At 65.8% G+C, this 22,693-nt stretch carries 25 protein-coding genes and 1 riboswitch; of the genes, 12 read left to right on the forward strand and 13 right to left on the reverse strand.

What is annotated here, in order from left to right; translation table 11 throughout:
• Nucleotides 1–27: 27 nt before the first annotated feature.
• A complete protein-coding gene (gene moeB, locus CXX84_RS01510) occupies nt 28–1,227 on the reverse strand; it encodes a molybdopterin-synthase adenylyltransferase MoeB (protein ID WP_102974962.1) in 1,200 nt (399 codons plus the stop codon).
• An 83-nt stretch (nt 1,228–1,310) separates the two neighbouring features.
• Between moeB and CXX84_RS01515 the strand changes: the two genes are divergently transcribed.
• From CXX84_RS01515 to CXX84_RS01525, 3 genes are read left to right on the forward strand one after another with little or no spacing between them, the layout of a single operon-like run.
• Nucleotides 1,311–1,976, forward strand: coding sequence for a TetR/AcrR family transcriptional regulator (locus CXX84_RS01515; protein WP_102974963.1), 666 nt, complete (start codon nt 1,311–1,313; stop codon nt 1,974–1,976).
• A gap of 48 nt (nt 1,977–2,024) precedes the next feature.
• Complete coding sequence (locus CXX84_RS01520) at nt 2,025–2,249, forward strand: DUF3107 domain-containing protein (protein ID WP_102974964.1); 225 nt, start codon at nt 2,025–2,027, stop codon at nt 2,247–2,249.
• Between the two features lie 37 nt (nt 2,250–2,286).
• Nucleotides 2,287–2,589 (forward strand): hypothetical protein, encoded by a 303-nt coding sequence (locus tag CXX84_RS01525; protein ID WP_102974965.1) that lies wholly within the window; start codon nt 2,287–2,289, stop codon nt 2,587–2,589.
• A 125-nt stretch (nt 2,590–2,714) separates the two neighbouring features.
• Here the strand turns inward: CXX84_RS01525 and CXX84_RS01530 are convergent, their stop codons facing one another.
• From CXX84_RS01530 to CXX84_RS01545, 4 genes are all read right to left on the reverse strand, one after another.
• Nucleotides 2,715–3,053: a 4a-hydroxytetrahydrobiopterin dehydratase gene (locus tag CXX84_RS01530; RefSeq protein WP_102974966.1), complete on the reverse strand. Its 339-nt coding sequence runs from the start codon at nt 3,051–3,053 to the stop codon at nt 2,715–2,717.
• Between the two features lie 42 nt (nt 3,054–3,095).
• Nucleotides 3,096–3,905 (reverse strand): thiazole synthase, encoded by an 810-nt coding sequence (locus tag CXX84_RS01535; protein WP_102974967.1) that lies wholly within the window; start codon nt 3,903–3,905, stop codon nt 3,096–3,098.
• 5 nt (nt 3,906–3,910) lie between these two features.
• Entirely contained in the window at nt 3,911–4,147 is a 237-nt protein-coding gene (thiS, locus tag CXX84_RS01540; RefSeq protein ID WP_102974968.1) for a sulfur carrier protein ThiS, read from the reverse strand.
• Nucleotides 4,144–5,511, reverse strand: coding sequence for an FAD-dependent oxidoreductase (locus CXX84_RS01545; RefSeq protein WP_102974969.1), 1,368 nt, complete (start codon nt 5,509–5,511; stop codon nt 4,144–4,146). Before CXX84_RS01545 ends, thiS begins: the two co-directional genes overlap by 4 nt.
• Nucleotides 5,506–5,624: riboswitch (TPP riboswitch) on the reverse strand. Its footprint overlaps the gene before it by 6 nt.
• 27 nt (nt 5,625–5,651) lie before the next feature.
• Between CXX84_RS01545 and thiE the strand changes: the two genes are divergently transcribed.
• The 4 genes from thiE to CXX84_RS01565 all read left to right on the forward strand — a co-directional run bounded on the left by thiE (nt 5,652) and on the right by CXX84_RS01565 (nt 10,865).
• A complete protein-coding gene (gene thiE / locus CXX84_RS01550) occupies nt 5,652–6,401 on the forward strand; it encodes a thiamine phosphate synthase (protein WP_189337453.1) in 750 nt (249 codons plus the stop codon).
• Nucleotides 6,402–6,476: 75 nt separating this feature from the next.
• Nucleotides 6,477–7,979, forward strand: coding sequence for an RNB domain-containing ribonuclease (locus CXX84_RS01555; protein ID WP_102974970.1), 1,503 nt, complete (start codon nt 6,477–6,479; stop codon nt 7,977–7,979).
• Between the two features lie 304 nt (nt 7,980–8,283).
• Nucleotides 8,284–9,984, forward strand: coding sequence for a DEAD/DEAH box helicase (locus tag CXX84_RS01560; protein WP_102974971.1), 1,701 nt, complete (start codon nt 8,284–8,286; stop codon nt 9,982–9,984).
• Nucleotides 9,985–9,992: 8 nt separating this feature from the next.
• A complete protein-coding gene (locus CXX84_RS01565) occupies nt 9,993–10,865 on the forward strand; it encodes a DNA-methyltransferase (protein ID WP_102974972.1) in 873 nt (290 codons plus the stop codon).
• Between the two features lie 16 nt (nt 10,866–10,881).
• Here CXX84_RS01565 and CXX84_RS01570 read toward each other — a convergent pair whose 3' ends face one another.
• Nucleotides 10,882–11,730: a PHP domain-containing protein gene (locus CXX84_RS01570; RefSeq protein ID WP_102974973.1), complete on the reverse strand. Its 849-nt coding sequence runs from the start codon at nt 11,728–11,730 to the stop codon at nt 10,882–10,884.
• 138 nt (nt 11,731–11,868) lie between these two features.
• Between CXX84_RS01570 and CXX84_RS01575 the strand changes: the two genes are divergently transcribed.
• A complete protein-coding gene (locus CXX84_RS01575; RefSeq protein ID WP_102974974.1) occupies nt 11,869–13,455 on the forward strand; it encodes an aminopeptidase P family protein in 1,587 nt (528 codons plus the stop codon).
• A 123-nt stretch (nt 13,456–13,578) separates the two neighbouring features.
• On the opposite strand, the gene CXX84_RS01580 is transcribed toward CXX84_RS01575, so the two are convergent.
• A complete protein-coding gene (locus CXX84_RS01580; RefSeq protein ID WP_102974975.1) occupies nt 13,579–14,499 on the reverse strand; it encodes a general stress protein in 921 nt (306 codons plus the stop codon).
• Between the two features lie 77 nt (nt 14,500–14,576).
• Between CXX84_RS01580 and CXX84_RS01585 the strand changes: the two genes are divergently transcribed.
• Genes CXX84_RS01585 through CXX84_RS01595 form a run of 3 tightly spaced genes read left to right on the forward strand, consistent with a single transcriptional unit; the run spans nt 14,577 to nt 17,684 of the window.
• Nucleotides 14,577–15,860, forward strand: a complete 1,284-nt coding sequence (locus tag CXX84_RS01585) for a magnesium transporter MgtE N-terminal domain-containing protein (RefSeq protein ID WP_066277496.1) — start codon at nt 14,577–14,579, stop codon at nt 15,858–15,860.
• Between the two features lie 31 nt (nt 15,861–15,891).
• On the forward strand, nt 15,892–16,542 hold the full coding sequence (locus CXX84_RS01590; protein WP_102975336.1) for a DUF1003 domain-containing protein: 651 nt from the start codon (nt 15,892–15,894) through the stop codon (nt 16,540–16,542).
• A complete protein-coding gene (locus CXX84_RS01595) occupies nt 16,542–17,684 on the forward strand; it encodes an Mrp/NBP35 family ATP-binding protein (RefSeq protein ID WP_102974976.1) in 1,143 nt (380 codons plus the stop codon). Before CXX84_RS01590 ends, CXX84_RS01595 begins: the two co-directional genes overlap by 1 nt.
• A gap of 25 nt (nt 17,685–17,709) precedes the next feature.
• Here the strand turns inward: CXX84_RS01595 and CXX84_RS01600 are convergent, their stop codons facing one another.
• The 3 genes from CXX84_RS01600 to sigE form a co-directional block, all read right to left on the reverse strand.
• Nucleotides 17,710–18,117, reverse strand: a complete 408-nt coding sequence (locus CXX84_RS01600; RefSeq protein WP_102974977.1) for a Sec-independent protein translocase TatB — start codon at nt 18,115–18,117, stop codon at nt 17,710–17,712.
• Between the two features lie 39 nt (nt 18,118–18,156).
• Nucleotides 18,157–19,002 carry an anti-sigma factor gene (locus CXX84_RS01605; RefSeq protein ID WP_102974978.1) on the reverse strand — a complete coding sequence of 282 codons (846 nt, stop codon included), beginning with the start codon at nt 19,000–19,002 and terminating at the stop codon, nt 18,157–18,159.
• 88 nt (nt 19,003–19,090) lie between these two features.
• Nucleotides 19,091–19,705 (reverse strand): RNA polymerase sigma factor SigE, encoded by a 615-nt coding sequence (sigE, locus tag CXX84_RS01610; RefSeq protein ID WP_102974979.1) that lies wholly within the window; start codon nt 19,703–19,705, stop codon nt 19,091–19,093.
• A 227-nt stretch (nt 19,706–19,932) separates the two neighbouring features.
• Here sigE and CXX84_RS01615 point away from each other — a divergent pair, with 227 nt between their 5' ends.
• A complete protein-coding gene (locus tag CXX84_RS01615) occupies nt 19,933–20,565 on the forward strand; it encodes an O-methyltransferase (RefSeq protein WP_102974980.1) in 633 nt (210 codons plus the stop codon).
• Nucleotides 20,566–20,621: 56 nt separating this feature from the next.
• On the opposite strand, the gene CXX84_RS01620 is transcribed toward CXX84_RS01615, so the two are convergent.
• From CXX84_RS01620 to CXX84_RS01630, 3 genes are all read right to left on the reverse strand, one after another.
• Nucleotides 20,622–20,789, reverse strand: coding sequence for a DUF3117 domain-containing protein (locus tag CXX84_RS01620; RefSeq protein ID WP_009357720.1), 168 nt, complete (start codon nt 20,787–20,789; stop codon nt 20,622–20,624).
• 233 nt (nt 20,790–21,022) lie between these two features.
• Nucleotides 21,023–22,288, reverse strand: a complete 1,266-nt coding sequence (locus tag CXX84_RS01625; RefSeq protein WP_189337454.1) for a hypothetical protein — start codon at nt 22,286–22,288, stop codon at nt 21,023–21,025.
• Complete coding sequence (locus tag CXX84_RS01630) at nt 22,285–22,665, reverse strand: DivIVA domain-containing protein (protein WP_189337455.1); 381 nt, start codon at nt 22,663–22,665, stop codon at nt 22,285–22,287. The genes CXX84_RS01625 and CXX84_RS01630 overlap by 4 nt, the downstream gene beginning before the upstream one ends.
• Between the last annotated feature and the right edge of the window lie 28 nt (nt 22,666–22,693).

Raw genomic sequence — 22,693 nt, forward strand, 5'->3', positions numbered from 1 at the left:
GAGAGCCCTAAGTGATAGAGCAACGGCTTAGTAGACGGGCTTGTGCGGTTCCACCTCGCGCACCCACGCGAGGATGCCGCCGTCGAGATGGCTCACCCGCTGGTAGCCGGCCTGCCGCGCCGCCGCCAGCACGCTGGCGGACCTGGTCCCGGCCTTGCAGTGGAACACGATGTCCCGGTCCTGCGGAAGCTCGTCCCATGCTTCCCCGGCAAGGATCCTGCCCTGCGGAATCAGCCGGGCCCCGTCTATCCTGACGATGTCGTACTCCCCCGCCTCGCGGACATCCACCAGTTCGAAGTCCTTCAAGCCTGCCTTCCTCGAGGCCAGCATCGTGGCCAGCTGCGCCGCGGTTACCGAATGTTCAGTATCCGCCTGCTCTGCCGGTGCTATCCCACAGAAAGCCTCATAATCCGCCAGTTCCGTAATCGGCTCCGCCGCAGGGTCCTTGGACACCCGGATCTCGCGCCAGCTTCCGCCCAGGGCATCGAAGAGTGCCACCCGGCCCAGCAGGGAACGCCCGACGCCGGTAATCAGCTTGACCGCTTCCGTCACCATCAGTGAGCCGACGGCGGCGCACAGCATGCCAAACACGCCGCCCTCCCCGCAGGAGGGCACAGAGCCGGCGGGGGGAGCCTCAGGATAGAGGTCCCGGTAGGTGGGACCATGCTTTTCCCAGAACACGCTGACCTGGCCGTCAAACCGGAAAATCGAGCCCCAGACGTAGGGCTTGCCCAGGATGCCAGCAGCATCATTAACCAGGTAGCGGGTAGCGAAGTTGTCCGCCCCGTCAAGGATGAGGTCATAACCAGCGAAGAGTTCCAGCGCGTTGGAGGAATCCAGGCGGACGTTGTGCAGCCGGACGTCCACGAGGGGGTTCAGTGCGGCAATCGCATCGCGGGCAGATTCAATTTTGGGCCGGCCGACGTCCGCCACTCCGTGGATCACCTGGCGCTGGAGATTGCTCAGGTCAACGTCGTCGTCGTCGATGATTCCCAGGGTGCCCACGCCGGCAGCGGCAAGGTACAGGAGCGCCGGGGACCCGAGCCCGCCGGCGCCGATGACCAGCACCTTGGCGTTCTTAAGGCGCCGCTGCCCCAGCGCCCCGATTTCAGGAATGATGAGGTGCCGCGAGTAGCGCTCCACCTCGTCAGCGGTGAGGTCAGCTGCCGGGTCCACCAGCGGATCCAAGGACACAGGTGAAACATTTGCACTGAATGTCGAAGCCATACTTCAATGTATGCCCCGGGGTACCGCCCGGTCATATTACCCCGCAGTAAAGTGGAGGTAACTGCAACGAAAGAAGGACAACCGTGGTCCCTGAAGCACGGGCTGACCGCCCGCCCGGAGTCGAACCGCAAACGCCGTCGCGTCCTGCAGGCCAACGGTCCGCCCGGCTTCCGCGCGACGAGCGGCGGGCCCAGCTCCTCATGGCGGCCCAGGAAGTTTTCGTGGCCAACGGTTACCACGGTGCAGCAATGGATGAGATCGCCGAAACGGCGCACGTCAGCAAACCTGTCCTCTACCAACATTTTCCCTCGAAGCGGGAGCTCTATCTGGCACTGCTGGAGAGCCATCTTGCTTCACTGACCGACCTCATGCTGGGCGCCCTGAATTCCACCACTGACAACGACGAGCGCGTGCAGGCCGTTATGCGGGCATACTTCCGGTTCATTGCGAACGATGACCAGGCCCACCGGCTGGTGTTTGAGTCGGACCTGATCAATGATCCGGACGTCAGCTCACGGCTGGAGACCTTCAACAGGACGTTCGCCGACGCCATCGCACGCGTCATTGCCGAGGACACCAAGCTCCCCCATCTCGAGGCACAACTCCTTGGTCGGGGACTTGCCGGAATGGCCCAGGTCAGCGCCAGGTACTGGCTTGAAACGGACGGCAACCTGGACCTCGATGTGGCCAGCGACCTCATCTACCGTTTAGCTTGGCGCGGAATCTCTCGCTTCCCTAAAGAGTCCTAGACTACAAATAAGACATAAGCATTGACTGTTAATGGCTGGGAGGCCCCTGTGGAAATTAAGATCGGCGTTCAGAATATCGGCCGCGAAATCGTGCTCGAGTCCAACGAGGACGCGGATTCCGTGGCCAAGATTGTTGAGGAGGCCATCACCAAGGGCAGCGAACTTCGCCTGAAGGATGACAAAGGACGCGTGATCATTGTTCCCGGGAACGCCCTGGGCTACGTCGAGATCGGCGCTGAAGAGGCACGGCGCGTCGGGTTCGGCCAGTTCTAGGATCCTGCCGAAGAACCGCCAGTAGTCAAGGAGAACCATGCTTTCGCTGACGATCGTCGTCTTGGCTGCTGCCGCCGCGGGCTTTATTGTCTGGGCCAACGACAAGCGGCACGCCAAGTACGGAGCCGGCGTACCCGCCGGGACTGCCGTGGGCTGTGCGGCCCTGACGTGGATCATCCTGATGGCTGCCGGATTCGGCTACCTGCCGGGACTGACCTGGCTCCCGTGGGTCCTGCCTATCGTGTTGGGAGCCGCCGCGGCCGTCGTGGCCGCGCTCTATCTTGGCCGCACCCGTGCCCGCAAGGATACGGAACGGCTGACGGCGATCCTTCGAGCCTGAGCCGCCTTCAGTGACAAGCAATCAGCAGTGGCCGCCAACCCCCGTGGGGTGGCGGCCACTTTGCTTAAGGGACCCGCGTCAGCAGTGCAACGTCCAGGGCGGCGCTTCTGCGATACCTTGCCCGGTCAACGGCCCGGCACATACTTCGCCGGCTCCGCCACGGCGCCGGCAGCAACAGCGGCTTCACTCGCTCCGGCGGCTGCCGCGAGGTCCCGCCCGGTCATCTGTCCCCCGGCGTCATGGGAGGTGTAGCGGAGAAAGACGCGGTTGTAGCGCCAGTCGAGGTCGGGGTGGTGGTTTTGTTCCTCGGCAAGGCGTCCGACGGCGGCAATCAGCTCGAGTGCCGCAGCCGCCGTCGGCGTCCTGAAAACAGTAACCAGCGCGCCACCACTGAACCGCCAGTCCGGCAGTCCGGCCATGGCCTCCTGGATGCGTTCAGGGGGAAGGGCGTCTTTGCCGTCCACTGCTGCTCCTATGTCGAAGGGCCGCCGGGCAGGAAGCGGGGCCTACAGGAACTCGGCCCGGCCCTCCATGGCCGACGACGCCAGTGCGTGTTCGCGGCGGGGAATGCGGCCCGCCGCTTTCGCCAGCCTACCGGCGATGACGGCATGCTTGAAGGCTTCGCCCATCATTGCCGGATTCTGCGCCCGGGTCACCGCCGTGGCCAGCAGCACGGCGTCGCAGCCCAGCTCCATCGCCAGCGCCGCGTCCGAGGCGGTACCAATGCCCGCATCCAGCACTACCGGAACCGAGGCGCGGGACACGATGAGCTCAATGTTGTGGGGGTTGAGGATCCCCAGCCCGGTCCCGATTGGTGACCCCAGCGGCATAACAGCTGTTGCTCCCAGGTTTTCCAGCCGCAGCGCCAGGACGGGATCGTCATTGGTGTATGCGAAGACCTTGAACCCCCTGTTGACCAGCTGCTCGGTGGCGTCCACGAGTTCAACGGCGTCCGGCAGCAGGGTGTGCTCGTCGGCAATAACTTCAAGCTTTACCCAGTCGGTTTCGAGGGCCTCGCGGGCCAGTTCCGCGGTCAGGACCGCATCCCGGGCCGTAAAGCAGCCGGCAGTGTTGGGCAGCACACGGATGCCGTTGTCCACGAGCAACTGGAACAGCGAGCCGGTCTCCGCCGTCGAATAGCGCCGCATGGCAACCGTGGTCAGTGAGGTGCCCGACGCCAGGAGCGCCGCGCCCAGGCCGTCCAGGCTGGGGGCACCGCCGGTGCCCATGATGAGCCGGGATGCCAAGGGCACTCCGTCAATGACCAGGGAGTCCTGGCAGGCAGCCTGCTGGGTGATGGTGGTGGTTTCGGTCATGGTGGTCAGCCTCCCTGTACTGCTGTAACAAGTTCGACGTCGTCACCCTCGGCGAGCGCGGTAGCGAACCACTGGCTCCTGGGCACCACGTGGGCGTTCCGGGCAACAGCCACGCCAAGTTTCCGGCCGTCTGTGGCGTGGCCGTCAGCAGCCAGGACCCGGCCGGTCACCTCGCTGACGAGGGTGGTGATGGAGGCACCGGCGGCCACGGTATGCCCGGCTCCATTCAGGATGATGTTCATGCTGTCTCCTTGGTGTTCATTCGGGTGGCGGCCGCTTCAGCCGGGCGGGCAGGGGCGGCGGAAAAGCGGCAAGGGTTGAAGGGTGCCCAACGGGAGTCCTCCACGCCATCCAGGAGTTCCCTGCATATCGCGGCCGCGGCGGGGGCCAGCAGGACGCCGTGGCGGAAGAAGCCCGTGGCAACAATAAGTCCTTCCACAGGACTGGATGCTGCGGCGCTCCGCCGGCCAGGGTGCGGTTGGGCGCCCGCAGGACCCCCAGCCGGCCGGACCCGTCCGAGCAGCGGCGCGTTGTCGGGGGTGCCCGGCCTTGCCCGGGAGGTGCACTCCAGCAGCTCAAGTTCAGCGACGGCGGGCACCAGGACCTGTGCATCGCGAAGAAGCTGATACACGCCACCGGCTGACACCGCCCCGGAGCCGGATCCGTTGTTCCTGCCAAGCGCGTCCTCGCGCTGCGTAGCCCCGATCACCACCGTGCCGTCCTGCCGCGGCACGATATACACCGGCACCCCGCGGACCAGCCCCCGGACGGTGGAGGTCACCAGGGGCTGGAGGTGCGAAGGAACGGCGAGGCGCAGGATATCCCCGTGGACCGGCCGCAGCGGAAGGTGGAGGTGCAACGGCATCCCGGTAAGTTCCGCGACGTGCAGCCCGTTGGCCACTACCGTTTCCCGGGCCAGGACAGTCCCTCCGCCGGCCAGATGTACGCCGGCAACGGCGCCGTCCTGCCACAGCAGGCCGGTTGCCCTGTCCGGCACAGCGTATCCCCCGACAGCACCGGGCACGGCGCTGCCGCGGCTCCCGGTTCCGGCGGCGCCGGGTCCGGCCAGTGCCTGGCGCAGGCAGGCCAGCAGCAGCCGCGGGTCCACCTGGTGGTCCGCCGGAGTATCCAGCGCACAGGCAATGCCAGGGCTCAGCAGGGGCTCGCGCCGCCTGGCGTCGCGGATCGTGAGGGGTTCAACCGTGAGCCCGTTGGCTTGCTGCACCGCACGCAGGTCCAGGAGCGCGCGCCTGTCAGCAGCGTCGGCACCCACGGCGAGGGTCGGCGTCGTAATATATCCGGGATCCAGGGCCGCGGCGGCTGCCAGGTCCGCAGCGAAACCAGGCCAGCGGCCTGAGGCTTCGAGCATGAGTTCCAGGAGTTCCTCCTCCTGGTAATGCAGCTCGCTCACCGGGGCAAGCATGCCTGCCGCAGCCCAGCTGGCCCCGGAGCCGGGGGCATCATCAATCACAGCCACCGAACGGCCGGAACGCTTCGCTTCCCACGCGATGCTGTGGCCGATAATTCCCCCACCGATGACGGCAACGTCGGCCGTGAGCGTGGAGCCGGGCGCGGGCCGGCGGGTATCGCCGTGCGCGTTGAGCATCAATGTCTCCTTCCCTACGCCGGTATTAACCGGATCAGGTCAAGCGGTCGGCTCTGACGCCCTCTCAGCCCGGCGCTTTTGTGACAGCTGCCGCGGCTCCCGCAGTACGAGCCCAGTGTAGAGGAACTAGGCTGGCTCCCATGAATGTGTCCCACTCCCCTGCCGATGCTTCCCGCCCCTCGGGCGCCGATGCCTTTATCAGTGCCGAACACACCGCGGGGCTGCATGCCGCACGCCTTTACCTCTGCACGGATGCGCGACGCGGGCGGGGCGACTTCGAGCAGTTCGTTGATGCTGCGTTCGCAGGCGGCGTGGACATCATCCAGCTTCGGGACAAGTCCATTGAAGCTGCCGAGGAGCTGGAGCTCCTGGCAGTGCTGAAGGAGGCCGCGGTGCGCCACGGCAAGCTGTGGGCCGTAAACGACCGTGCCGATATTGCTGTACTGTCCGGAGCTCCGGTGTTCCATATCGGGCAGAAAGACCTTCCCCTTAAGGCAGCCCGGACGCTGCTGAACGGGAATGCTGCCATCGGCCTGTCCAGCCACAGCCCGGAGCAGGTTGACGCTGCCCTGGCAGCCGCCGCCGGGCCTGCAGCCCTCGATTACTTCTGCGTGGGACCGCTGTGGGCAACGCCCACCAAGCCCGGCCGTGCCGCCGTCGGGCTTGATCTGGTGAAGTATGCGGCTGCCGCTGCTCCGGGGACGGGAACGCAAGGACCCGACGGCGGTGTGCCCTGGTTTGCGATCGGCGGCATTGACCACAGCAATGTGGAACAGGTGGTGGAGGCCGGGGCCGGCAGGATCGTTGTTGTCCGGGCGATCACGGAAGCCGACGATCCGGCGGCTGCAGCGGCTACCCTGCTCGCAGCCCTGGATGCAGCCCGGACGTAAAGCGGCGCCTGAAGCCCGGTCCTCTCCCGGGCTGTCCCGTGCACTATTCCCACATTTCCGGCTACGCTGAATTTCGTGTCACATCATCGGCTGACCCCCAATGTCCACGAGCACACCAATGCCCTCGAGGCGGCACTGAGCGCCCTGCGGACGGAACTTGAGCTGCCGGGTGAGTACCCGGAAGAGGCAATTCAGGACGCCGAAGCCGCCGTATCGGCGCTGGAGCTGCCGGCCCATGACCTGACGGACGTCGAATTCATCACCATCGACCCGGCCTCATCGACCGACCTGGACCAGGCGTTGCATATCGAGCGGGACGGCAACGGCTACCGGGTGCTGTACGCCATTGCCGACGTACCGGCCTTTGTTGCTCCCGGCGGTCCGCTGGACGCCGAAACACGGCGGCGCGGGCAAACGTTCTACACCCCCGACGGCCGCATTCCGCTGCATCCGGAAGTCATCAGTGAGCGGGCAGGCAGCCTGTTGCCGGACCAGGACTGTTCCGCCTTCGTCTGGGACTTCCGCCTCGATGACGGTGCCGAAGTCGCCGCCGTATCGGTCCGGCGGGCCCGGATGCGCAGCCGGGCCAAGCTCAGCTACAAGGGTGTTCAGGCGGAACTGGACAACGGCAGCCCTTCCGCTGTGCTGCTCCTCCTCAAAGAGGTTGGGCTCAAGCGCGTGGACCTGGAACGCGCCCGGGAAGGTGCGAGCCTCAACATGCCGGACCAGGAAATAGTCCAGCTTCCCGACGGCGGCTACCGCATTGCCGCAGCACCGCAGCTGCCGGTGGAGGACTGGAACGCCCAGATATCGCTCATGACCGGCATGGCCGCCGCGCAGCTTATGCTGGCCGGCAAGGTCGGCATCCTGCGCACCATGCCTTCCCCGGATGAGCGTTCGCTGCACCACTTCCGGCTCCAGACAGAGGCCCTCGGCAAGCCCTGGGACGGCGAAACGAGCTATGGGGAATACCTCCGCAGCCTGGACCCCACCGATCCCCGCCAGCTGGCCATCATGCATTCGGCGGGAATGCTGTTCCGTGGTGCCGCGTATACAGCTTTTGACGGCAGCGTGCCGGAGGACGCCGTGCAGTCGGCCATCGGTGCCGCCTACGCCCACACCACCGCCCCGTTGCGCCGCCTGGTGGACCGTTTTGTGCTGGTGATCTGCGAGGCATTGTGCAACGGCGGGGAGGTACCGGCCTGGGCGCGTGATGCGCTGCCGTCGCTTCCGGACATCATGGCGGGTTCGGACCAGCTGGCGTCCCGGATGGAGCGGATGGCCCTGGACACCGTGGAAGCGGCGCTGCTGGTCAACCACATCGGCCAGGAGTTCGACGCGATCGTGATCTCCGGATCAAAGCCGCAAAAGGACAACGGGAACGGCGGCAGCAACAGCAGGAATGGCAACGGCCGCAACGGCAACGGCGGTTCCGGCATCATCCAGATTTCGGAACCTGCAGTCACGGCCCGCTGTGCCGGTGAACTGGAGGCCGGCACCAAGGTCCGGGTGCGTCTCCTGGCCTCGGACATCGCCACACGCGAGGTGCATTTCGAACTGGTCCCGCAGGGGTCCTGACCCGGAACGTTGCACTGCCCCGCCGGCGGGAACACGGGCAAAAGCGGGTTTCCTTTCCCTTGCGGCTAGACTGAAGAGGTAGAAATGGATGCCCGGTCGTTGATTTCCTTGATTTGAAACCAACAAGCCCGCCCCTACGCGATCTTGAGAAACACCCGCTGGTCACCAGTGCCAGCATTTTAGATAGCCCGCGATCGGCTTCCACTGGAATTGCTTGCGCGCCCGAGCGTGCTCCGGAACGGCCTTCGGCCGGCCCCCGTTGAGCAGGCAGCGCCATTGCCCAAATGAATAAGGAAACTCCCCTGTGAGTGAATTGCATACCCACCAGCTTTTGACGGACGACTCCGGCACCGAAACGCTTGAGCCTGAAGAAACCATCATCTCCGACGAGAAGCCGCACGAGATTGAGGAAAAGTCCTTCGCGGACTTCAACGTGCGGGCCGACATCGTCGAGTCCCTGGCTGACGCCGGCATCACCCATCCCTTCCCCATCCAGGCCATGACCCTTCCGGTTGCCCTGTCCGGCCACGACATCATCGGCCAGGCCAAGACCGGCACCGGCAAGACCCTGGGCTTCGGCATCCCGGCCCTCCAGCGCGTCGTGGGCCGGGACGATCCCGGCTACGAAAAGCTTGCAGTCCCCGGTGCGCCGCAGGCACTGGTCATCGTCCCCACCCGCGAACTTGCGGTGCAGGTGGCCAACGACCTTCAGACAGCATCGCGCAAGCGGAATGCCTGCATCGCCACCATCTACGGCGGCCGGGCGTATGAGCCCCAGGTGGAAGCCCTCAAAAACGGTGTTGAGGTTGTAGTGGGAACCCCCGGGCGCCTCATCGACCTCTACAAGCAGAAGCACCTGAGCCTGAAAAACGTCAAAATCGTCATCCTGGACGAGGCTGACGAGATGCTTGACCTCGGCTTCCTGCCCGACGTCGAAACCCTGATCGCAGCAACCCCGGCGGTCCGCCAGACCCTGCTGTTCTCCGCGACCATGCCCGGCCCGGTCATTGCCATGGCACGCCGCTACATGACCCAGCCCACGCACATCCGCGCTGCTGATCCCGACGATGAGGGCCTCACCAAGCGTGACATCCGGCAGCTGATCTACCGGGCGCACAGCATGGACAAGATCGAGGTTGTGGCCCGTATCCTCCAGGCCAGGGGCCGCGGCCGGACCATCATCTTCACCAAGACCAAGCGGACCGCCGCCAAGGTTGCCGAGGAGCTCGTGGACCGCGGTTTCGCAGCCGCCGCTATCCACGGAGACCTCGGACAGGGCGCACGCGAGCAGGCCCTCCGGGCCTTCCGCAACAACAAGGTGGATGTCCTCGTGGCCACCGACGTCGCCGCCCGCGGCATCGACGTTGACGACGTCACGCACGTCATCAACTACCAGTGCGTGGAAGACGAGAAGATCTACCTGCACCGGGTGGGCCGCACCGGCCGTGCCGGCAACAAGGGCACCGCCGTCACATTCGTGGACTGGGATGACATGCCACGGTGGGGACTGATCAATAAGGCCCTGGGCCTGAGCGTCCCCGAGCCCATCGAGACCTATTCCTCGTCTCCGCACCTCTATGAGGACCTGGACATTCCCGAGGGAACCAAGGGCCGCCTGCCGCGCGACAAGCGCACCCTCGCAGGCGTTGATGCAGAAGTGCTCGAGGACCTGGGCGAAACCGGCAAGAAGAACACCCGCGGCGGCCGCGACGCCGGCCGGGACGCGGGACGTTCCCGCGACCGTGACGGCCGGGACCGGGACAGCCGGGACCGCGGCGCCAAGCGCGACGGCGGGCGCACCGGCGACTCCGCTGGCCGCTCCGGTGAGCGCCGCCGTCGTACGCCCGATTCAGCCGCAGCCCCGGCCGGTGCCGGTGACGCCCCCGCAGCAACCGAGGCCGAGCAGCCGTCGCGCACGCGGCGCCCCCGCACGCGCACCCGGCGCCGGAACGGTGAAGTGGTCGGCGGCGAGACGGCTGCACAGCCGGGCAGCGCCGAGGCCTAAAACCCTTCATGACTGACACTGTCTGGGCGCCGGACGGCAGCAGCCTGGTGGTCCACGCGGACAACGCGGACTTCCTGCCCTCGCTGCCGGACGGCGCCTTCACACTGATCTATGTGGACCCGCCGTTCAACACCGGGCGGGCCCAGCGGCGCCAGCAGACCACCATGGTAGCCAACGCTGACGGCACGGGTGACCGCGTCGGCTTCAAGGGGCGGTCCTACGACACGATCAAGGGGGCGCTCCACCGCTACGATGATGCGTTCAGCGATTACTGGTCCTTCCTGGAGCCGCGACTGGTGGAAGCGTGGCGGCTGCTGGCGGACAATGGCACCCTGTACCTGCACCTGGACTACCGCGAGGTGCACTACGCCAAGGTGATGCTGGATGCGATCTTTGGCCGGGAATGCTTCCTGAACGAGATCATCTGGGCCTACGACTACGGCGCCCGGGCCAAAAACCGCTGGCCCACGAAGCACGACAACATCCTGGTGTACGTGAAGAACCCGGCAACGTACCACTTTGACAGCGCCGAGGTGGACCGTGAGCCGTACATGGCACCGGGCCTGGTTACGCCCGCCAAGCGTGAGCTGGGCAAGCTGCCGACGGACGTCTGGTGGCACACCATCGTCTCGCCTACGGGCAAGGAAAAAACAGGCTACCCAACGCAGAAGCCCGAGGGCCTGGTGCGACGGGTGGTAGCAGCCTCAAGCCGGCCCGGCGACTGGTGCCTGGACTTCTTTGCCGGTTCAGGAACCCTCGGCGCGGTGGCCGCCAAGATGGACCGGAAGTTCGTGTGCGTGGACCAGAACCAGCCCGCTATCGACGTCATGGCCAAACGCCTGGGCGCCCACGCTGAGTTCACTTCCTTCCCGACAGGCTAGGCAGGAGGGCGGTCCGCTAGGGACGGACGACGGCGGTCCCGGTCCCCAGTTCCTCGATCCGGGCAAGGACGTCCGGGGCGGTGAGGTTCTCCCCCAGCAGGTTGGGTTTGCCGGTGCCGTGATAGTCCGATGATCCGGTGATCAGCAGGTCGTGCCGGCCCGCGAGCCGCCGCAGGAAATCGCGCCCCTCCTCCGGATTGTCACGATGGTTGATCTCCAGGCCCGCAAGGCCGGCGTCGATCATCTCCTGGTACACCCGCTCGCCCACAATCCTGCCCCGGGAGGACGCCACGGGGTGGGCAAAGACAGGGACCCCGCCGGCGGCACGGACCAGTTCGACGGCGAGGGCCGGGGCTGGTGCGTAGTGCTGGATAAAGTAGCGCGACCGGGACGTGAGGATGGAGGCAAAAGCCTCTGAGCGGTCCTCCACGACGCCGGCGGCCACAAGGGCGTCCGCGATGTGGGGCCGGCCGAGCGTAGCGCCGGGGGCTACATGGTGGATGACGTCGTCCCAGGTGAGCGGGTAGTCCTCGGCGAGGAGGGTCACCATCCGTTCGGCACGGGTATGGCGCGCATCCTTGGCCTTCGTGATTTCCTCAAGAAGGCCGGGGTGGCCTGGGTCGTGCAGGTAGCTCAGGAGGTGGACGCTGATGCCCTCCTCCGTTCGGCAGGAAACCTCCATCCCCGGAACCAGGGCGACTCCGTGCTCAACCGCTGCCGTGGACGCCTCGTCCCAGCCGGCCGTCGAGTCGTGGTCCGTCAGCGCTACGACGTCCAGTCCGGCGCGGGCAGCGGACGCCATGACGCCGGCCGGGTTCTCGGTGCCGTCGGAGACATTGGAGTGGGCATGCAGGTCAATCCTCACCTGTCCAGCCTAGTTGACCATGCATTCACCCCGCGTATGCCCGGCCGCAACTCTCATCGGCCGGCGTGCGCAGCGGACGCAGTGGGGCCGGTGCCCGCCCTGTTCGCATAGCCGCGGAGCTGGTGAGACGATGGTGCCGTGAACGATGCCGAAAACTCCCAAGAATCTGCTTCCCAGCCCCTGGACCAGCGCGTCAACAACCGCTCCCAGCGCCCCAGTTCAGACGCATTCAAGGCCTTCATGGCCAGCAACTGGGCGCCCTCCCACCAGGAACTCCCGGCACGCGACGCCGTGGCCGGCCACGCCGCGACCCGGCGCAAGGCCATCTCCGAACAGTTCAAAGGCGAACGCCTTGTGATCCCTGCCGGTCCGCTGAAGGTCCGCTCCAACGACTGCGACTACCGCTTCCGCCCGCACTCCGGCTTCGCGCACCTCACCGGGCTCGGACTTGACCACGAGCCGGACGCCGTCCTGATTCTGGAACCTGCAGCGGAAGGAAAGGGCGACGACGGCGGGCACCACCACGCCACGCTCTACTTCCGGCCCCTCGCCGGAAGGGACACGGAGCAGTTCTACGCCGACTCCCGGGCGGGTGAGTTCTGGATCGGCGCCCGTCCCACCCTGGCTGAGTTCGAGGCCCGCCTGGGTTTGGCGACAGCCCATATCGACCAGCTGGAGACAGCCATCACCAAGGACGTGGGTGCTCCGGAAATCGGCGGCATCTCCATCCGCCTGGTCCGCAAGGTGGATGAGAACATCGACGCCCTGGTGGACACCGCCCGCTACAACACCGCCAAGGATCCCGAGAACCTGGACCTCGACGTGCTGGATGCCCTCGACGAAAAAATCAGCGAAGCCCTCTCCGAGCTGCGCCTGCTCAAGGATGAGTGGGAAATCGAGCAGATGAAGCTCGCAGTCGCCGCCACCGTGGAAGGTTTCGAAGAGGTTGTAAAGGCCCTCCCCCGGGCACTGACGCATGCCCGCGGCGAACGCGTGGTGGAAGGCGCGTTTTTTGCCCGTGCACGCGAGGTGGGCAACGAGCTGGGCTACGACACCATCGCCGCGTCCGGCAACAACGCCACCGTGCTCCACTGGACCCGCAACACCGGCAGGATCCATGCCGGTGAGCTCCTCCTGCTGGACGCCGGCGTGGAAGCGGATTCCCTGTACACAGCGGACATCACCCGCACGCTTCCGGCCAGCGGCGTGTTCAGCGATGTCCAGCGGAAGGTTTACGAAGCAGTGCTGGACGCTGCCGATGCCGGTTTCGCCGCTGCACAGCCCGGCGCCAAATTCCGTGATATCCACACGGCAGCCACCACCGTCCTGGCCGAACGCCTTGCCGAGTGGGGTCTGCTCCCCGTCACGGTGGAGGAAGCCATCAGCCCCGAAGGCCAGCAGCACCGGCGCTGGATGCCACACGGCACAAGCCACCACCTCGGACTGGATGTCCACGACTGCGCCCAGGCCAAGCGCGAGCTGTACCTGGACGGCATCCTCACTGAAGGCATGGTGTTCACCATCGAGCCGGGCCTGTACTTCAAGAACGAGGATCTGGCGATTCCGGAGGAATACCGCGGGATCGGCGTGAGGATTGAAGACGACATCCTGATGACGGCCGGCGGCCCGGTCAACCTGAGCGCCGCCCTGCCCCGCAAAGCTGCGGACGTCGAGGACTGGATGGCAGGCATCTACCGCGAAGCCGAGGCGGCCACCGAAGCGTAGGCCGGTACCCGGGGAAGCTCCGCTACGCGTCAAGAACCCGGGACAACCGGTTGCAGGATAAAAAAGCGGGGCTGCCGGAAAAATTTCCGGCAGCCCCGCTTTTTCATGGTTTTGCGTCGACGGCTACTGCCGTGAGTCGCCAGGGTGCTGCTGTTCATTGGTGTCCTGCGGCCCGTCCGGCCGCGGCCCGTGCTGGCCCTGCTCCCCGTCCTGGGGCTGGCCGGCGTCAGCGGCAGGACCCTGCGGAAGGCGGACACCGTACTGCGGCCGGCCGTCCGGCAGGTCCGGGTATCGGACGGTGCGGACGGGAGCCGGGGGCTCCTGGACGGCAGCTGCCTGCCCGCCCGACGTGTCATGGCCCGGGTTTTCCTGGACGGATGAGCCGGATGACTGCTGGCCGTAGGGATCATTCCAGCCTGATGGACGGGCAGGACCCTGGCCCGGCTGCTGGTGCGGCTGCTGCGGCTGGTTCTGCTGGTAAGGCTGGCTGGTGTAGTCGCGCTGGGTGTAGGGACCACCGCCGGCAGCCGCATCAGAGCGCGTCATGGGCAGCTGCTGGAGGAGCCGCCGCGCCTCATGGGCCGCTTCCGGCGACACCACGACGTCGTAACTTGTGGCCACCACCTGGCTCGTGGACGTGAAGTCCCGCTTGCCCCGCTGCATTGCATAGGTGACGATCCCGAACAACATGAAGAACGCCGCACCCATCAGCACCGACGTAAGAATCGAAAAATACCCTGGCGACGGCGCAAAGAAGGACAGCATGACGCCCACGAAAAGGCCGAACCACATGCCGCTCAACGCCCCGGAGAGTGCCACCCGGGGGTAGCTCAGGCGCCCCGTTACCCGTTCCACCATCTTCAGCTCGTTGCCCACGATGGACACCATGTGGACGGGGAACTGCTGGTCCGCAAGGTAGTCCACGGCCTTCTGGGCATCCAGGTAGGAGGTGTAGGAACCCACGGTATCGCCGGTGGGAACGGCCCGGGCTTCATCCATTCCGCCGGGCCCGCCGGCCTTGGGAGCACCAAATATGTTTGCCATAGTCCCATTCTTGCCCATGCGCATGTGTGCTGCCTGTAAATTCAGCTAAAAGAGAGCAGACTCGGTAGCCTGTAGGAGTGAGCACAACTCCTACCCGCGTCTTCGTGGCGCGCCTTTTGGGCCTCGACGTCTTCGACCCGCTGGGTGACCGGCTGGGCCGGCTGCGCGATGTTGTTGTGTTGTCCCGCGGAACCCAGGGCGCGCCGCACGTGGTGGGCATCGTCGTCGAAGTTCCCGGGAAAAAACGGGTCTTCGTGCCCATGACCCGGATCACCTCCATCGACCAGACCCAGATCATCTGCACCGGGCTGGTCAACCTGCGCCGTTTTGAACAGCGCGGCGCTGAAACCCTGGTGGTGGCGGAAATGTTCGATCGTCGCGTCACCCTCCGGGATGGCAGCGGCGATGCCACCATCGAAGACATTGCCATGGACCAGCACCGCTCCCGCGACTGGTTCGTCAGCAAGCTCTTCGTCCGGCGGGGCCACTCCCTCTCCCCGCTCAGCCGCCTGCGCCGCAATGAAACCCTGATTATCGACTGGGCCGACGCCCTGCAGGGCCCCCGTACCGAGCCGCAGGCCGCCACCCAGTTCGTGGCCAACCATGAGGACCTCAAGCCTGCGGACTTCGCCGAGGCCCTGCAGGAAATGAGCGATAAGCGCCGTTTCGAGGTGGCGAGCGAGCTCCAGGACGAGCGCCTGGCCGACGTCCTCCAGGAGCTCCCGGAGGACGACCAGGTGGAGATCCTCTCCGCACTGGACGTGCAGCGCGCCGCCGACGTGCTGGAGGAAATGGACCCCGACGACGCAGCCGACCTCCTCGGCGAGCTGCCCTCTGCCCAGGCGGAAGAGCTTCTGCAGCTGATGGAGCCGGAGGGCGCAGAGGACGTCCGGCGCCTGCTGGAATACGACGAGGACACCGCGGGCGGGCTCATGACCCCGGTACCGGTCATCCTCCCTCCTGAAGCCACGGTGGCCGAAGCCCTGGCGCACGTGCGCCGTGAGGAGCTTTCCCCGGCCCTCGCCTCCTCCATCTTCATCGCCAGGCCTCCGCTCGAGACCCCGACCGGCCGCTTCCTGGGCGTGGTCCACATCCAGCAGCTGCTCCGGTTCCCGCCGTTTGAGCCGCTCGGCAACCTGGTGGACAAGAACCTTGAGCCGTTGTCAGACCAGGCCCACATCAGCGAAGTGGCGCGGACCCTGGCAACCTACAACCTGAATTCCCTCCCCGTGGTCAATGACGCCGGCCGGCTTGTGGGGGCGGTGACTGTTGATGACGTTTTGGATCATCTGTTGCCGGATGACTGGCGCGCCCATGATGGCGAAGCCCCGATAAGAAGGCTTGGTGGCCGTATTGGCTGACAGCAGCGCCCCGAAGAACCCCAACCAGCGGATGCCCGCCAAGACGGCAGGAAAGGGCAGCCTGGACACACCGCTCAGCGGCCGCCAGCGGATCCTGCCCAAGTTCTCCCCGGACCCCGATGCCTTCGGCCATGCCACCGAGGGGTTTGCCCGCTTCATGGGCACGCCGCAGTTCCTCGTCTACATGACGGTTTTCGTCGTCGTCTGGCTGGCGTGGAACACGTGGGCGCCCTTGGAATGGCAGTTCGATTCGCGCGCCCTCGGTTTTACCCTGCTGACCCTGATGCTGTCCCTGCAGGCTTCCTATGCCGCTCCCCTGCTGCTGCTGGCGCAGAACCGCCAGGACGACCGCGACCGCGTTTCCCTCCAGCAGGACCGCCAGCGCGCCGAGCGTAACCTGTCGGACACTGAGTACCTGACCCGCGAGCTCGCGTCCCTCCGGATTGCGCTGCGCGAAGTTGCCACCCGCGATTACGTCCGTGCCGAGCTGCGTTCGCTGCTCGAGGACATGCTGGAAGCCCAGGAGGAGCTCCGCACCCATGATCCTTCCGGGCAGGGGCAACACGAGTCCCCCCGCGACAAGGTGCGGGAAAAGCTCAAGGAACAGCGTGACCGGCAGCGGAATCCCCGCACCCAACAGATTCCCCGGCTTAAGCCCGGCCACTCCACCCAGGACCGTTAATGAGCGAACCCGTTGCCAACGCCGCGTTGGCTGAGGCAGTGAACGCTGCCCTGGCCACCGTCATGGACCCCGAACTCCGCCGCCCTATCACTGAACTGGGCATGGTGGATTCCGTTGACATCTCCGACGACGGCAGCGTCAGGCTGGTTGTCCTGCTCACCATTTCCGGCTGTCCCCTCAGGGATACCATTACCTCTGATGCCACGAAGGCGCTGCTGGCCGTTCCGGGGGTGGCCGCCGTCGACGTCGACCTGAAGGTGATGACGCAGGAGCAGCGTGATGCCCTCAAGGAGCTGCTCCGCGGTGCCGGCGGCCAGCGCGGCATTCCGTTCAACGAGCCCAACTCCCTCACCAAGGTCTACGCCGTGGCCAGCGGCAAGGGCGGCGTGGGAAAGTCCTCCGTCACCGTCAACCTTGCCTGCGCCCTGGCCGCCCAGGGCCTCCGTGTGGGCATCGTGGATGCTGACGTTTACGGCTTCTCAGTGCCCGGCCTGATGGGCATCACGCAGGCCCCTACCCGGGTGGATGACATGATCCTTCCGCCGGTGGCTTACGGCGTGAAGGTGATTTCCATCGGGATGTTTGTCAGCGGGAACCAGCCGGTGGCGTGGCGCGGGCCCATGCTGCACCGTGCCCTAGAACAGTTCCTGACTGATGTTTACTTCGGCGACCTCGATGCCCTGTTCCTGGACCTGCCGCCCGGCACCGGGGACATCGCCATCTCCGTGGCCCAGCTGCTGCCCAAAGCGGAAATCCTGGTGGTCACCACACCGCAGGCTGCTGCTGCCGACGTCGCCGAGCGCGCCGGCGCCATCGCCACCCAGACCGGCCAGAAAGTGGCGGGCGTCATTGAGAACATGTCCTACCTGGAAATGCCCGACGGCGGCAGGATGGAATTGTTTGGAAGCGGCGGCGGCTCGGTCCTCGCCGAACGGCTGACTGCGACGGTTGGGGCAGAAGTACCGCTGCTGGGCCAGATTCCGCTGGATATCCAGCTGCGGGAAGGCGGGGATACGGGCGTGCCCATAGTCCTCGGCCAGTCCGGAACCCCTGCGGCGGCGGCACTGTCCGGGATCGCGGGACAGCTGGCAGCAAAGCCGCGGGGCCTCGTGGGCCTGAAACTCGGTCTTCAGCCGCGCTGAGAAGAGCTGCTGTGCGCGGAAGCGCCTAGGTAGCTTCGGTGTCGAAGGGTGCAGCCTCGCCGGGCGGCAATGACTGGAGCACTCGCTCCGGCCGCTTCGGTGCTGCATCAGCTGCCACAGCAGCGGCTCCCGAGACGGCTGCGACGGCGGCCGGGGCACCTGCGCTGACCGGCTTGGAATCGTCGTCGAGAAGCGCTTCCTTGATGATGCGCCTCGGATCGTACTGGCGGGGATCGTATTTCTTCCAGTCGACATCATCAATGTCGATGCCGACTTCTTCCTTGATCTGCTCGCGGGCCCCGGAGGCCATGCGGCGGACTTCCTTGACCAGGTTGGCCAGCTTCTGGGTGTATTCGGGCAGCCTCTGGGGGCCGATCACCAGAACGCCAATGATCAGCAGAAGAAAGAACTCCGGGCCGTTGATTCCAAACACTTTAGGAAGATTACCCTCTCCGGGCTGCCACTGACGATTTCAACCCGGGGGCCGGGACAACTGTTCATCCTGCGGGGTGAAAAAGGCGACGATCCGGTGGGCCCCGCGCTGCAGCCGGCTCATGAGGGCCTCCCCTTCTGCCGGCGGGGAGGGAGCCAGTCCGGCAGCGATACCTTCGTCAGCCCTGGTCCCGAGGTGCTGCAGGATGGGCACGGCGTCATCGGCCCGCTCGGCCGGCAGATCGGACTCGTAGGCGAAACTGTGGCCCGGTGTCCTGTACGTCGCGGACCACGGGGATGACTGCAGCACGCGCAAAGTGCCGCCGGCCGGGCCGGACTCCCCCGCTCCCGGGGCTGCCTGCCCGGCGTCGGAGTTCCCGCCGCCGCCGGGGAACGCAAGGCGTTGTTCGGTCACGGTGGCGTAGTGGGTGCCATCAGTCAGCCGCAGCTCAACGGCCGGCCGGCCGTCCTGCATCACGGCCTTTGCCGACTCGAGGCGGAATCCCATCGCTTCGAGTTCCGGACAGGCCCAGCCTTCGGAGCGCAGCCGGGCAAGCTGCCCGGCATCCAGGGACCTGCCGTCCGCCGGCGTTTTGGAGGAAACCTGGGAGAATGCCGCGGGGCTTCCCGCCACCTCCCCGGCCGGAGGCTCCCCGGCTGCAGCAAAAGCACCGACTGCCAGCACGGCCGCAGCGGCCGTGCTGCCTCCCGCCGCCAAGGCCAGGACCCGGACAGGATTTCGGGGCGCGGCCGGCCGGGCTGCTCCACCCGCTTGGACCTCAGCGAGTTCCTGAGTCCGGGCCAGCAGCCGGGCTGTCAGGTCATCACTGGCGGGAGGGATGGGGGCATCGCGAAGGCGCTCCAGGTACTGGCGTTCCCGCCGCATGGCTGATGAGCATTCGTGGCAGGACTGAAGGTGGCTGCGGGTACGCTGATGCCTGCTTCCGAATGGAGACCGGGACCTCATGCGCCGTTCAGAGGATGCCGGCGATGCGCGGCATGGACAGCTTGCGGCGCGCATGCTGGGGCCGGGGGTCTCTGTGGGCAAGCTTCTCCCGAAGCATCGTCCGGCCACGGTGGATCCGGGAGCGCACAGTGCCAAGCTTGACGCCCAGCGCCTCCGCCACTTCGTCGTAGGACAGGCCTTCAAGGTCACACAGGACGACGGCGGCGCGGAAGTCCGGCGGGAGTTCCTCCAACGCGGCCTGGACATCGAGATCGAGGTTGTTGAACTCGAAGCTCTGCTCCGGCCCGGGCTCGCGCCCCGGAAGCCGCGATTCTGCGTCCTCGGCAAGGGCATCGAACCGAATGCGGGTTTTCCGGCGTGCCTGGTCCAGGAAAAGGTTGGTGGTGATGCGGTGCAGCCAGCCATCGAGCGTGCCCGGCTTGAAGTTTTCCAGTGAGCGGAAGACGCGGACAAACACCTCCTGCGTGAGGTCTTCGGCGTCGTACTTGTTGCCCGTCAGGCGGTACGCCAGCCGGTACACTTTTGCCGAGTGGTTGGTAACCACTTCTTCCCAGGTGGGCCGGACCCACTCAGCCTCAGGATGATGTGCTGCAGGGACAGGTGCCACAACTGAAGATGACATCGTCCACTCCCCTCGTGAAATGCTAACGCCCGGATACTGTTGACATCTCTGATTCGGCGCCGGTCACCTTTTGGATGAGCGGATATTAATCATTTCAAACTTGTCTGGGAATTTCCTGATTGCGGGAAAGTTCAGCCATGGGCGCAACAGCCCGCCTCCGCTGCCGCTGCCACCGGACACAGTAGGCTGTAGAGGACATTCCCCTGCCGCCCAGAAAGCGAATACCCATGAGCGCCGACAAGTCCACCAGCTGGTCCTATGCAGAAGATCTGCCTGCTGAGGATGAGGTCATGCTTCGGGCCCGGGAGCGTTCCTTCGAACTGGGCGTCACGCCGGTCGGACCGGGAGTGGGAGCAGTCCTCACCGTGCTGGCTGCCTCCTCCAAAGCGCAGACCGCAGTAGAGATCGGAACCGGCGCCGGGGTTTCCGGAGTGTGCCTGCTTCGCGGCCTGGGTTCCCAGTCCGTCCTGACCACCATTGACATCGACGTTGAACACCTCAGGGCTGCCCGCGAGGCCTTTTCCGAGGCCGGGAGCCCCGCCAACCGCACCAGGACCATCTCCGGCAGGGCAGGCGATGTCCTCCCGCGGTTGACGGACCGGGCCTACGACCTGGTGTTCATCGATGCCGACAAGCCGGGCCTGCCCGGGTATGTGGAACAGGCCATCCGGCTCCTGAAGCCCGCCGGGCTGCTGATCATCAACGATGCCCTGGACAAGGACAAGGTCGCCAACCCGGCGGGGCGTGAGGCGAACACCATCGTCCTGCGCCAGGTGGGCAGGGCAATCCGCGACGACGAGAGGCTTTCGTCCGCTATGCTTCCCACCGGCGATGGCCTCCTGGTAGCAGTCAAGAAGTAGCGACGTGAAAAGGGCAGGGTCCGCAGCCAGCCGGCTGCGGACCCTGCCCTTTGCGATTATTCGGTAACGCCGACGAGGCATTCCTTGAGATTGGCTGCCTCAGCAGCGTTCAGCTCGACCACCAGGCGCCCGCCGCCTTCGAGCGGGACGCGCATGATCAGGCTGCGGCCCTCCTTGGTGACTTCCATTGGGCCGTCTCCGGTGCGTGGTTTCATAGCCGCCATGAGGAATTCCCCTCCATTTTGTCCCAGGACTGATCAGCCCGGGCGGGCTGTGTCCGCATCGATCAAGCCGCTATGGCGGGGTGGGTTGGACACCGCCAAGGCTGAGCGTATTCTGAATGCTTTTTGTCCTTGCTTACTTACTATTATCAGGGAATTACCCGTACGTAGCTAATCGATGGACATTTACGGTGTGGTGCCATTTCAGGGTTGACCTGCGCTGAAGTCCGAAAAACCTAGGGCGGATAATCGCCGCCGCCGGGCAGTTGCGCCCACGCCCACAACCACACGATCCAAACGATTTGCAGCAGCAGGAACATGACCAGCACTGTCCACCGGTAGGCCCGGGAGCGTGATACCAATACCGCCCCGAGTGCGAGGGGAAAAAGTGGCAGCAGCATCCTGAAAGTGCTGGTCTGGGGATGCAGGAACACCACCAGGTAACCCATATAGCAGGCGCACCACAGCCGTAGTTCGACGCCGAGCTGCCGGACAGGCGCCAGGAAGAGCAGTGCGCCAAAAAGTGCCACGAAGACAAACGGTGCCAGTATGCCCAGTACCGGCCCGAAGAGGTCCACGCCGGTGTCGAACCACGGCTTGAACGGAACCAGGTCCTCCCCACGCCACACGGTTTCTGTTTTTGTGTAGGCCCGCATGTCACCTGTTGCTGCCCAGGCCGCGGCGGGCCAGGCGAGGGCCATCGCTCCCCCAACGACGGTGAGCGCCGTGAGCGCTGCCAGGTCGCCCTTGGAATGGGTGCCTTCCTGTTCCCTGCCGCCGGATTTTGCGCTGCCGGCCCATGCCCAGAGGTGGCGCAGGAGGAGCAGCCCCAGCATGGCGGCAAAGGGAACTCCTACGGGACGGGACAGGCACAGGAGCACAACCACCGGAATGGCCCACAGGTACTGCCTGCGTACCACCAGCAGCAGCGCTGCCGCAAGGAGCAGCAGGGACAGCGGTTCGGCGTACGGCACCTGCAGGACGGCAGCTACGGGAAAGGCGGCAAAGAACGCCACGCCCCACAACGCCGGGGTGTGGGAGGCCTTATGGCGGAAGAGGACATAAACAACCAGGGCCGCTGCCCACCCTGAGAGCATGGCGACGATGGTCAAAGACGCCGCGGGTGCCAGGCCGGTCAGTCCGCTGAGCCCTCTGGCCAATACTGGAAACAAGGGATAGAAGGCCCAGGCGTTTTCCTGCACGTTTCCGGCAGCATCGGTGGGCAGGATGGAGGGGTAGCCGTCGGTGACGATCCTGCCGTACCAGCGCGCATCCCAAATGTTGATGAAACTCCAGTAATCGGGCTTTGCCGGGAACCATGGATTGGGACCTTGGTGGAGTGCAGCGGCCATGAATGTGCAGGCACTGGCCAGCCTGGCCGCGAAGTAGAGAACTGTTACCTGGAACCACCAGGGCCATGCCCGGACAACGGCTCCCGCTCTCCCCGCCAGCGCCTGGACGGACGGGAGGAATCCGGTCTGCCCCCGCGCCACAGTGCTCACGACGCGTTCTTTCCTGGCGCCGTGTTCCCGCCCGATTCCGGGCCGCCGGCTTCCTCTGCAGCCCGCAGCGCAGCCTCCAGCCGGTCGATTTCCTCCTGTTTGGAGACCAGCTGGTCCCGCAACTCATCCAGGACCTGGTCCACCTGGTCCATCCTGTAGCCGCGCAGGCCAAGGGAGAAGCGCACACGGTCCACGTCCTCCGGGGCGGCCTGGGCCGGCAGCAGGACGGGCGGAAGATTGGCGGGCGGCTGCTCGAAACCGCCGTCGAGCAGGGCAGGCAACGGGGCGTCGCCCTTCTTGCCGGAACGCCGCCCAAGGCCGACCCAGAAGACCATCCCCACCAGGCAGATGGCCAGGAACACCAGAAAAAAGCTCACCGCTCCATCGTGCCAGACAGGGTGGGCC

Origin of the sequence: Arthrobacter sp. AFG7.2 (assembly GCF_002892835.1) — a bacterium.
Taxonomy (GTDB): Bacteria; Actinomycetota; Actinomycetes; order Actinomycetales; family Micrococcaceae; genus Arthrobacter.

Bases quoted from the DNA above. Each gene is read 5' to 3' on its own strand.
- CXX84_RS01595 (WP_102974976.1), top strand. From the start codon at position 16,542: ATGAGCGAACCCGTTGCCAACGCCGCGTTGGCTGAGGCAGTGAACGCT.
- CXX84_RS01525 (WP_102974965.1), top strand. From the start codon at position 2,287: ATGCTTTCGCTGACGATCGTCGTCTTGGCTGCTGCCGCCGCGGGCTTT.
- CXX84_RS01605 (WP_102974978.1), bottom strand. From the start codon at position 19,002: ATGCGGCGGGAACGCCAGTACCTGGAGCGCCTTCGCGATGCCCCCATC.
- CXX84_RS01620 (WP_009357720.1), bottom strand. From the start codon at position 20,789: ATGGCGGCTATGAAACCACGCACCGGAGACGGCCCAATGGAAGTCACC.
- CXX84_RS01535 (WP_102974967.1), bottom strand. From the start codon at position 3,905: ATGACCGAAACCACCACCATCACCCAGCAGGCTGCCTGCCAGGACTCC.
- thiE (WP_189337453.1), top strand. From the start codon at position 5,652: ATGAATGTGTCCCACTCCCCTGCCGATGCTTCCCGCCCCTCGGGCGCC.
- thiS (WP_102974968.1), bottom strand. From the start codon at position 4,147: ATGAACATCATCCTGAATGGAGCCGGGCATACCGTGGCCGCCGGTGCC.
- moeB (WP_102974962.1), bottom strand. From the start codon at position 1,227: ATGGCTTCGACATTCAGTGCAAATGTTTCACCTGTGTCCTTGGATCCG.
- CXX84_RS01590 (WP_102975336.1), top strand. From the start codon at position 15,892: ATGCCCGCCAAGACGGCAGGAAAGGGCAGCCTGGACACACCGCTCAGC.
- CXX84_RS01565 (WP_102974972.1), top strand. From the start codon at position 9,993: ATGACTGACACTGTCTGGGCGCCGGACGGCAGCAGCCTGGTGGTCCAC.
- sigE (WP_102974979.1), bottom strand. From the start codon at position 19,705: ATGTCATCTTCAGTTGTGGCACCTGTCCCTGCAGCACATCATCCTGAG.
- CXX84_RS01615 (WP_102974980.1), top strand. From the start codon at position 19,933: ATGAGCGCCGACAAGTCCACCAGCTGGTCCTATGCAGAAGATCTGCCT.
- CXX84_RS01580 (WP_102974975.1), bottom strand. From the start codon at position 14,499: ATGGCAAACATATTTGGTGCTCCCAAGGCCGGCGGGCCCGGCGGAATG.
- CXX84_RS01545 (WP_102974969.1), bottom strand. From the start codon at position 5,511: ATGCTCAACGCGCACGGCGATACCCGCCGGCCCGCGCCCGGCTCCACG.